10 protein-coding genes and 1 pseudogene are annotated in these 9,425 nt (G+C 65.3%); 1 reads left to right on the top strand and 10 read right to left on the bottom strand.

The genetic code is table 11. The features are described from left to right. Positions 1-135, bottom strand: a pseudogene (locus NQJ30_RS19160) (ABC transporter permease); the annotation flags it as partial. Between the two features lie 54 nt (positions 136-189). Beyond that, on the bottom strand, positions 190-1,182 hold the full coding sequence (locus NQJ30_RS16925) for a substrate-binding domain-containing protein (RefSeq protein ID WP_255771281.1): 993 nt from the start codon (positions 1,180-1,182) through the stop codon (positions 190-192). Between the two features lie 245 nt (positions 1,183-1,427). Between NQJ30_RS16925 and NQJ30_RS16920 the strand changes: the two genes are divergently transcribed. Beyond that, positions 1,428-2,303: a sugar phosphate isomerase/epimerase family protein gene (locus NQJ30_RS16920; protein WP_255771280.1), complete on the top strand. Its 876-nt coding sequence runs from the start codon at positions 1,428-1,430 to the stop codon at positions 2,301-2,303. Between the two features lie 11 nt (positions 2,304-2,314). On the opposite strand, the gene NQJ30_RS16915 is transcribed toward NQJ30_RS16920, so the two are convergent. The 8 genes from NQJ30_RS16915 to paaA all read right to left on the bottom strand — a co-directional run bounded on the left by NQJ30_RS16915 (position 2,315) and on the right by paaA (position 9,403). Then, positions 2,315-2,701: a hypothetical protein gene (locus NQJ30_RS16915; RefSeq protein WP_255771279.1), complete on the bottom strand. Its 387-nt coding sequence runs from the start codon at positions 2,699-2,701 to the stop codon at positions 2,315-2,317. A gap of 275 nt (positions 2,702-2,976) precedes the next feature. Continuing rightward, complete coding sequence (locus tag NQJ30_RS16910; RefSeq protein ID WP_255771278.1) at positions 2,977-4,308, bottom strand: MFS transporter; 1,332 nt, start codon at positions 4,306-4,308, stop codon at positions 2,977-2,979. Positions 4,309-4,454: 146 nt separating this feature from the next. Further along, entirely contained in the window at positions 4,455-5,249 is a 795-nt protein-coding gene (locus NQJ30_RS16905) for an enoyl-CoA hydratase/isomerase family protein (RefSeq protein WP_255771277.1), read from the bottom strand. 66 nt (positions 5,250-5,315) lie between these two features. Next, the gene (gene paaE / locus NQJ30_RS16900; protein WP_255771276.1) at positions 5,316-6,557 is read right to left on the bottom strand and encodes a 1,2-phenylacetyl-CoA epoxidase subunit PaaE; all 1,242 of its coding nucleotides are present in this window, start codon (positions 6,555-6,557) and stop codon (positions 5,316-5,318) included. An 11-nt stretch (positions 6,558-6,568) separates the two neighbouring features. Beyond that, on the bottom strand, positions 6,569-7,093 hold the full coding sequence (gene paaD, locus NQJ30_RS16895) for a 1,2-phenylacetyl-CoA epoxidase subunit PaaD (RefSeq protein WP_308215273.1): 525 nt from the start codon (positions 7,091-7,093) through the stop codon (positions 6,569-6,571). Further along, positions 7,090-8,007 carry a 1,2-phenylacetyl-CoA epoxidase subunit PaaC gene (gene paaC, locus NQJ30_RS16890; protein WP_255771275.1) on the bottom strand — a complete coding sequence of 306 codons (918 nt, stop codon included), beginning with the start codon at positions 8,005-8,007 and terminating at the stop codon, positions 7,090-7,092. Before paaC ends, paaD begins: the two co-directional genes overlap by 4 nt. Next, positions 8,004-8,381, bottom strand: coding sequence for a 1,2-phenylacetyl-CoA epoxidase subunit PaaB (gene paaB / locus NQJ30_RS16885; protein ID WP_255771274.1), 378 nt, complete (start codon positions 8,379-8,381; stop codon positions 8,004-8,006). Before paaB ends, paaC begins: the two co-directional genes overlap by 4 nt. Continuing rightward, entirely contained in the window at positions 8,378-9,403 is a 1,026-nt protein-coding gene (gene paaA / locus NQJ30_RS16880; RefSeq protein ID WP_255771273.1) for a 1,2-phenylacetyl-CoA epoxidase subunit PaaA, read from the bottom strand. The genes paaB and paaA overlap by 4 nt, the downstream gene beginning before the upstream one ends. Between the last annotated feature and the right edge of the window lie 22 nt (positions 9,404-9,425).

Genomic DNA, 9,425 nt, shown 5'->3' with positions numbered 1-9,425 from the left:
CAGGACAATCGCCCCCACCAGGGCACCCACCTCGGGACGGCCCAGAAGCTTCTGAAACGGGCTCTGCCGCCCCACACGCTCATCGGGCGCCGGTGTCTTTGTCTTTGTTTTTGTTTTTGTTTGGGTGATGGTCATAATAAGTCTCCTTGCTGCCGGGCCGGCCCGGGGCCGGCCCGGCCAGCGGGATTGTTAGCGGATGCCCTGTTGGACGTACTTGAGCACGTCGGAGATGTTGGACTTGTCCACGATGGCGGGGCCGGTCAGAACCGCCTGGCCGCCGCCAACTTTGAAGCCGCCGCGCTTGTTCTGCCACACCGCATCCACTGCCAGGTAACCCTGCAAGTAGGGCTGCTGATCCACCGTGAAGAGAACCTTGCCGTCGTTGATCGCCTGGGCCAGCGCAGGGTTAAGGTCGAAGCTCGCCACTTTGATCGAGCTGTTCGCGTCCGTCACTGCTTTCAGCAGCGTGACCGTGTACGGGGCGCCGAGGCCGATGATGACGTCGGCGTCCTTGGAGGCCTGGAGTTTCGCCGTCGCAGTGGACTGGACCGAGGTCATGTCCTTCCCGTCAACGTAGAGGATCTCGGTGGCCGGGACCTTCGCTTTCACGCCCGCGCACCGCTGTTCAAGCTGCACCTGCCCCTGGGCCATGATTACGCAAATAGGATGCTTGTAGCCGTCGGCCGCTAGCTTGGAACCCACCGCTTCACCGGCCAGGTTCTCGTTGGAGCCGAAGTGGGTAAAGGCGCCCAACTGTGCAGAGACATCCCCGCCGGCGTTGAAGCTGACCAGCGGTATGCCCGCGTCAGCAGCCTTCTTCATCACGTCCTTCATAGCGCCCGGATTGGCGATGGTGACCGCGATCCCGTCAACCTTCTGGTCGATGGCCTGCTGAACAAGCTGTGCCTGCCGGCCGGCTTCGGAATCATTCGTGTAAAGGATCTCGACGTTGTCCTTCGCAGCGGCTTCCTCCGCACCCTTGCGCACGATGTCCCAGAACGTATCGCCCGCCTCGGCATGGGTAATGAGGGCCACTTTGATCCGGTCAGTGCCGGCGACCTGGCCGCCTCCCCCGGACGCTGCCGGTTCGGTCTTGCCGCCACCGGCCGAGCATGCCGCCAGCGTCAGAAGCGGAACGATGGCGAGGGCCATAGCGCCCCGGTGCCAGTTGAATTTTGCCACGTGAAATCTCCTTTGATTCGCGCAATGACGACCGTCGGGAACGCTTCAGGCTCACGCAACGGCGTGGAGCGAAAACGGGAGGTCGTTGATCTTGAACGGATGTGATCAATGTCGCTTTGTGGAACGGTCCAACTCTAGAACGCCGGGTTTATGGAAGTCAATAGACCGTTCCAATCATTTGTGGTTACATACTTCTACGCCGTCAATTCCCTACGCGGCGGCCTTCATGGCTTCAAAGGAGAACAATGCCCACCACCCCTGCCCCGGAACTTGTCGCATCGTGTTGGACCAGCGCCGGCAGCGCGGCTCCGCTGGACAACCCGGAGACCAGCCCCGTGCCGATTGCGGACCGCGTCGAAGCCATCGCTGCCACTGGGTGGTCAGGCTTCGGGCTCGCGCACGATGATCTCGCCGCCGCTCGGGCCACCCTGGGCTTTCCGGCTTTGCGGAGACTTATTGACGACGCCGGCCTGCGCTACGTTGAAGTCGAGCTGCTCACGGATTGGTGGGACGAGGACCTCGCCCCACGCTGGCGGCCGCAGTTCGACCTCCTCCTGGAGGCTGCAGAGACACTTGGAGCACGGTTCATCAAAGTAGGGACCGCCATGGGTGATCCCTTGGACAACCTCGACTTCCTGGTTGAACCCCTCCGGCGCTTGACCGCTGAGGCCGCGCTGCGGGGTACGCGCATCGCCCTCGAGCCGATGCCGTTTTCGATGGTCGGAAGCGTGCCGGCCGCCGCTGACCTCATGCGGAAAGTGGACATGCCAGGATGCGGGCTGGTGGTGGACTACTGGCACGTCTTCCGCGCAGGAACAACGCTGGACGAGCTGTCCGCGAGCCTTGACGCGGACCAGATTTTCGGCGTCGAGCTCAATGACGCGGCAGCGGAAGTCCGCGGCACGCTTTTCGAGGACACCCGGGACAATCGCCGCCTGTGCGGCCAAGGTGACCAGGATGTTACCGGGTTCATCCGGACACTGGCGTCGCTGGGCTTCAATGGTCCGTGGGGCGTGGAGATCCTGTCAGACGAGCACCGTGCGCTTCCCGTCAAGGAGGCACTGCAGGCGGCCCTCGCCACAAGTTTGGAGTGCTTCCCGGCAGACCGTCCCGCAATGTAGTTCGTGAACATTCAATCGATCCGCGCGCTTCGCGACAGTTCGCTGGCGCGGTACGGCGTGATGAGCTCCACCAGCATGGCAATCAGCGCGGCGGGGATCAGGAAGAACCCGGCCAGAACATCCAGGGCGCCATCGGCAAACTGCAGTGCGAGGCCGCCAACCACCAGCGCCGGCAGTCCCGTCAGCACCGACACCCAGCGCGGTGATTGGCGCAGCCAGGACCAGACGGCCGCACCGGCGAAGGCAAGGGATCCGAGCAGCACCAGGCGATGCCCCTCGGGATAGGTAGGCGGTTCGACGAGGAACGTGAAAACATCGGCCAGGCCGCAGGCCATCAGCGCTGCCGCCACGAGAACCAGGAGGGCCCAGAGTCCCTCACGCCACCGGATCAGGTTCATGAAGCGAACGTATCCCATGCCGCACACTCCCGTGCCGACGTCGGACGCTCTTTTGGGGTGGTAGCCCCCAGTTGACTGGAAGCCCCCGCGCGAGCGACCTCGAGCGCGGGGGCTTCCTCGGCTTCGTTGGGGGTATCGAAACCGAGACTAATCTACCGGCGGTGAACTGCCGCTAAGGCACCCACAGGGCCGATTGTGGAAATCTTGCCTGAACCTTGAGCCGGCCCGCGGGAGCGGGCGCCCGAGGGCACCAACTCCCGCCGGCCGGAGAGGAATCAGTGGTGGCTGACGCCCAGAGGACGGCCCTTGGTTTCCTTGGCGAGGATGACGCCGACGGCCGAGATGACGCAGAGGATCATGATGTAGATGCCCACGGATCCCGTCCACTTGGTGGCCTGCAGGAGCGACTCGGCGATGGTGGCTGCGAAGGCGCCGCCCAGGATGGCGCCGAAGGCGTATCCGATGGAAATGCCCGAGTACCGGACATTGGCGGGGAACATTTCGGCGTACATGGCGGACATGGGTCCGTAGGACAGGCCCAGGCCGATGGTCAGGACAAACAGGGCGATGCCGTACAGCATGATGTCCTTGGTGTCGATCAGGGCGAACATCGGGATCATCCAGGCAAAGACCAGTCCGTAGCCGATCAGGAAGGTCTTGACCCGGCCGATCCGGTCAGAAAGCCAGCCGCCCACCAGGGTGAAAATGAGCCAGCCGAAAGAAGCCAGCGTGGTGGCCAGCAGGATCTGCGCGGTGGGCATCTTCAGCGTCTTGGTGGCGTAGGAGATGAAGAAGGCGATCAGCAGGTAGCCGGCGGCGTTGTTGCCGATGAAGATCATGGTGGAGTAGAGCACGGCCTTCTTGTGCTTGCGGATCAGCTCGCCCAGAGGTGCCTTGCTCTCCTCCTTGCGCTCCTGCATCTCCTTGAAGACCGGGCTTTCGGCCACGGCGCGGCGGATGAGGTAGCCCACCACGATCAGCACGATGGACAGCAGGAACGGAACCCGCCAGCCCCATGACGCGAAGTCTTCCTTGGACATGCCGGTGTTGAGGAAGAACAGCAGGCCCGTGGCCAGGATCATCCCCACGGGGACACCGATCTGCGGGTAGGCGCCGAACAGGCCGCGCTTGCTCATGGGAGCGTGCTCCACGGCCATCAGGGCAGCGCCGCCCCATTCGCCGCCGGCGGAGAAGCCCTGGATGACCCGGAGCAGGATCAGCAGCACCGGGGCCCAGAAGCCGATCTGGGCGTAGGTGGGCAGCATGCCGATCAGCGCCGTCGCGGCGCCCATCATGACGAGGGTGAACACCAGCATGGCCTTGCGGCCCAGGCGGTCCCCGAGGTGGCCGGCGATGATGGCGCCGAGCGGGCGGAACAGGAAGCTGATGCCGATGAGCGCGAAGGACAGGATCTGCGCGAGGGCCGGGTTGGAATCGTTCAGGGGTGCGAGGAACAGCGGCGACAGCAGCGTTGCCGTCAGCTGGGCGAAGATGAAGAAGTCGTACCACTCAATGGTGGTGCCAACCAGGGTACCGGCGAGGACTTTGCGTTCCTCATGTTTGGTGCTGGGACCTGACTCTGAATCGACGTGTGAAGTTGCGGTCATTGGAACTCCGTGGCTGGGGCAGCTCTGCTGCGAAGAGGGGGACGGCCGAGTGATTTACTGATCGAACGTTCAGTTACCAAGATCGTACTATGAATGTGTCGTGAAACACACTCTGCGTGCAGGTATTTAGCCGGAGTTGCCCGTGGTCAGCGGGCAGAGGGCGTTCCGCTGAACACGGGCGTCCGCTTCTCCTGGAACGCGCGGAAACCTTCCGCGTAGTCCTCGCTCTGGCACAGCCGTGCCTGCTCGGCGTTCTCTTCGGCCATGGCGTCCCACAGGCCCAGCCGCTGGTCACGGATGTGCGCCACGAGCTCCTTGCTCGCCGTGAACGCGCCCGTGGCACCGGCGGCCACCTGCGCCACGATGGCCCGGGTGGACTCCAACAATGAATCCGCCGGCATGGCGCGGCTGAACATCCCCCGGGACACGGCTTCGGTTCCGGACATCAGCTCGGCCGTGTAGATCAGGTCCAGCGTCCGGTGCATGCCCAGCCGCTCGGTAAAGTACCAGTGGCCGCCCGAGTCCAGGGTGGCGCCCAGCTTGGCGAACGGCGAACCGAACTTGGCGTTCTCCGCCACGTACACCACGTCGGTGGCCAGCAGCAGGCCCAGCCCCACGCCGAGGCACGCGCCCTGGGCCGCCGCGAACGTGGGCGCCGGGAAAGCGCTCATTTTCTTCAGCAGCGGCTGCACCAGGCCCGCCAGGTACGCCTCGGCGTCGTCGCTTTCCGGCGTCACGTTCTGGATGTCGCGGCCCGCGCAGAAGGCGCGGCCCTCTCCCCGCAGGAGCAGCGCCCGCACCTCACCACGGGAGGCGGCGGCAGCAGCGTCGTCGTACGCCTGGGACAGCTCCGCAAGCGCCTGCTCGTCCAGCGAGTTCAGCTTGTGCGGCGCGTCCAGGACAACTTCGGCGATGTTGTTGGCGATGGAAAGGGAGATCATGGGGCTCCTAAGGTTGGGTTTCGGGTATGGCCAGGCCGACGTGAACCAGCCCGGCCACCGCCGGGACTAGACGTCGAAGTCGACCATGACTTCCTTGCTGGTGGGGTGGCTCTGGCAGGTGAGGACGTAGCCCTTATCCAGCTCGTCCTGCTCCAGTGCGTAGTTCTCATCCATGGTCACCGTGCCGGTCACCACCTTGGCGCGGCAGGTGCCGCAGACTCCCCCGGCGCAGGCGAACGGCACGTCCGGGCGGACCCGCAGCGCGGCGTTGAGGATGGATTCGCGGGCGTGCGTGGGGCTGGCCACCTCGCCCTGGAGGCCGTCCAGTTTGAAGGAGATCTTATACGTCTCCTTGGACTCGTCCACCAGCACCGGGCGCCCGGCGTGACCTTCCGGGCGGTCTGGCTTGCCCGAGGAGAACAGCTCAAACCGGACGTTGTCCGGATTGACACCGCGCTCAGCCAGGGTGTCGCGGCACAGCTGCACCAGCTCGAACGGCCCGCAAAGGAACCACTCGTCCACATCATCGGCGTGGATGGCGGTGCCGAGGAGCTGCTGGAGCTTTTCGGCGTCGATCCGGCCACTGAGCAGCGGTGCGATCCGCTGTTCGCGGGACAGCACGTGGTGGATGGCCAGGCGCTGCGGGTACTTGTCCTTCAGGTCCGCGAGCTCCTCCAGGAACATGACGTCCATGGCGGCCTTGTTGGCGTAGATCAGGTCAAAACGGGTTCCAGGATTCGCCGCCAGCAGCGTGCGGGCGATCGCGATCACCGGGGTGATGCCGGAGCCGGCGGCGATGGCCACGAAGCTGGCTTCGCCGGTGGACGCGATTTCGCCGGCCAGTTCCTCCGGGTGGTTCATGGAGTTCATCCGGTTCTGCTCCACGGCCTGGCCATCGCGGCCGTGCTTGGACACAAACGCGCCCATGGGGCTCATGACGTCCAGGGCGTCGCCGGCCTTCAGCTCGGCATTGGCCCAGGTGGAGAACAGCCCGCCGAGGTCCTTCTTCACGGCAACACGGATCTCGCTGCTGCCGTCCTCGAAGCTGCGCGGCTCGGCGCAGATGGAGTAGCTGCGCCGGATCTCCTTCGGCTCGCCGTCCTCGTCCGGGAGCGTGGTGCGCAGCGCCACGTACTGGCCGGGCAGGTAGTCGAACTGGCCGGCGAGTTCGACCGGAACGTGGAAGGAGACTTCGATGGCGTCCTCGGTGAGCCGGCGCACCTCCTTGACGGCGAGCGTGTGGAAGGACGGACGACGGCGGCCGGTGGCCTGCGCCGATTCGGCGGCGGTCTGGCGGACAACAGGCATGAGGGGTTTCCTTACAGGACTTTGAAGTAGTCGAACGGTTCCTTGCAGTCCTGGCAGACGTACAGCGCCTTGCAGGAGGTGGAACCGAAGCGGGTGAGTTCCTTGGTGTGCAGCGACGAGCACTGCGGGCATTTCACCGCCATGGTGAGGCGGATGGGCCCGGCGTGCCGTACATCGGACTTGCCGGTGGGCGGCGCGATGCCGTACTCCTGCAGCTTGGCCTTGCCGGCCTCGGTCATCCAGTCGGTGGTCCAGGCAGGGGCCAGAACTAGATCCACCTCAACGTCCGCGTACCCTTCCTTCGCGAACGCGGTCTTCAGGTCGTCGCGGATGGCATCCATGGCCGGGCAGCCCGAGTAGGTGGGAGTGATGGTGACCCGGACTGCACCGCCGTCGACCCGCACATCCCGCAGGATGCCCAGGTCCGCGATGGTGAGCACCGGGATTTCAGGATCGCACACCATGGCGGCAACGTCCCACGCGTGCTGTTGCGCTGTCTTCTGCTCGGTTTGCTGTTCGATAGCCACGGCGGTCACCAGGTGGCTCCGGGATGCTCCCGGGCCAGCACCTGCATCTCCGCAAGAATGTAGCCCAGGTGCTCCGAGTGCTTGCCGTTCCGTCCGCCGCCCGGCGCCGGGGGAACGTCCGGTACGTCCAGCTCCGCCTCGGCCAGGACTTCCCCGGTCAGGCGGTCAAAGTCGTTCCGCAACGAGGAAGGCTCGACGGCGGCTCCGGACTCTGCGAGGCGGCCGGTCAGTTCGTCGTCGCGGAAGAGCTCTTCGACGTAGGGCCACATGGTCTGCAGGCCGTGGGCCATCCGACGGCGGGACTCCTCCGTGCCGCCGGCCAGGCGGAGGACCCACTGGGCGCTGTGATCCCGGTGGTAGTCCACTTCCTTCACTGCCTTGGCCGCGATGGCGGCCAGGGTGGCGTCGGTCGACTGGGTGAGCCGGCGGTACAGCTCGTACTGGTAGTAGCTCACCACAAACTGACGGGCGATGGTGGCCGCGAAGTCACCGTTGGGCTGTTCGAAGATCTGCACGGACCGGAACTCTGTTTCGCCGCGGAAGTAGGCGAGCTCGTCCTCGGTCTTGTCCCAGGCGCCGCCGGCGTAGCTGAGGAAAGACCGGGCGTGGCCCAGCTGGTCCAGGGCGATGTTGCCCAGGGCGATGTCCTCCTCCAGTTCGGGTGCGCGGGAGATCCAGTGGCCCAGCCGCTGGGCCAGGATCAGGGCGTCGTCGCCGAGGCGCAGTGCCAACTGGGCCACGTCCTCGGTGGGCTTGGCCAGTCCGGTGCGGACCTCCAGGGCGATGTCCTCCGGGCGGAGGGCGTTGCCGGGGGTGATCCGGGTGGCGGAGGCGCTACTCTCACCACCTACCATTGGCGCGGCTACACCGGTGGAGATGTCACCGTGGCCGGTTGCCGGCGTTGCGGTTTCAGGACTGCTCACAGGTGCTTCACTCCTTCACTCTTGGTGTAGTAGGTGGCGTGCCGGTAATCCTTGCCCTGCGGCGACTCGAAGAACGAGCCCTTGGAGTCCGGATCGCTGGCGGCAATCGCGTCGGCCGGGACCACCCAGATGGACACGCCTTCGTTGCGGCGGGTGTAGAGGTCGCGGGCGTTGCGCAGTGCCATGGCGGCGTCCGGCGCGTGCAGGGAGCCAGCGTGGACGTGGCTCAGGCCGCGGCTGGACCGGACGAAAACTTCCCACAGGCCCCAGGCGTTGCGGTCGTGGTGATCGGGAGCCGTGCTGACTTTCGGGGCTTCGCGGTTGATTTCTGCTGCCGCGCTGGCCGGAACTTCCGGGTTGCCGTGGGGGGTCATGCTGCGTATTCCTTCGTCGTCATTGACTGCTTTGCGTTCTGTTTTGCTGCATAAGCCGCAGCCGCTTCGCGGACCCAGGCGCCGTCGTCGTGCGCTTCCCTCCGGCGCTCAAGCCGCTGGGCGTTGCAGGGACCGCGGCCGGCCAGGACCTCGTGGAACTCGTCCCAGTCCAGCGGGCCGTGCTCCCACTTCTTCGTGTCCTCGTTGAAGCGGATGTCCGGGTCCGGCAGGGTGAGCTCCAGGACCTTGACCTGCTCCATCATCATGCCGACGAAGCGGTTACGGAGCTCGTCGTTGCTGAAGCGTTTGATGTTCCAGGCCATGGACTGCTTGGAGTTGGGCGAATCGTCATCCGGCGGCCCAAACATCATCAGGGCCGGGGCGTACCAGCGGTTCACGGCGTCCTGGGCCATCTGCTTCTGCTCGGGCGTGCCGTGCGAAAGTTCCAGCAGGATTTCGAAGCCCTGGCGCTGGTGGAAGGATTCCTCCTTGCAGACGCGGACCATGGCACGGCCGTAGGGGCCGTACGAGGCGCGGCAGAGCGGCACCTGGTTGCAGATGGCGGCGCCGTCCACCATCCAGCCGATGGCACCCATGTCCGCCCAGGTCCGTGCCGGGTAGTTGAAGATGGACGAGTAGCGGGCCTTGCCTGCAATCAGCGCGTCCATCATGTCGTCGCGGGACTGGCCCAGCGTCTCGGCGGCCGAGTAGAGGTAGAGCCCGTGGCCTGCCTCGTCCTGGACCTTGGCCATCAGGATGGCCTTGCGCTTCAGGCTGGGGGCGCGGGAAATCCAGTTGGCTTCCGGCTGCATGCCGATGATCTCCGAGTGCGCGTGCTGCGAGATCTGGCGCAGGAGGGTCTTGCGGTATGCCGGCGGCATCCAGTCCTTGGGTTCGATCCGGGAGTCATCGGCGATCACGCGGTCGAAGTTGGCCTGGCCCTGGGCGTCGCGCTGCGCGGCGGCTTCCAGTTCTTCCGGGGACAGTTCAGCGGTCACTGACTGCAGATTCTGCACTGCCATGGGTTGCTCCTCTAGCAAAGGC

It is taken from the genome of Pseudarthrobacter sulfonivorans, from assembly GCF_024391045.1.
Lineage (GTDB): Bacteria > Actinomycetota > Actinomycetes > Actinomycetales > Micrococcaceae > Arthrobacter > Arthrobacter sulfonivorans_B.
This window is presented reverse-complemented; position numbering and strand designations above follow the sequence as displayed.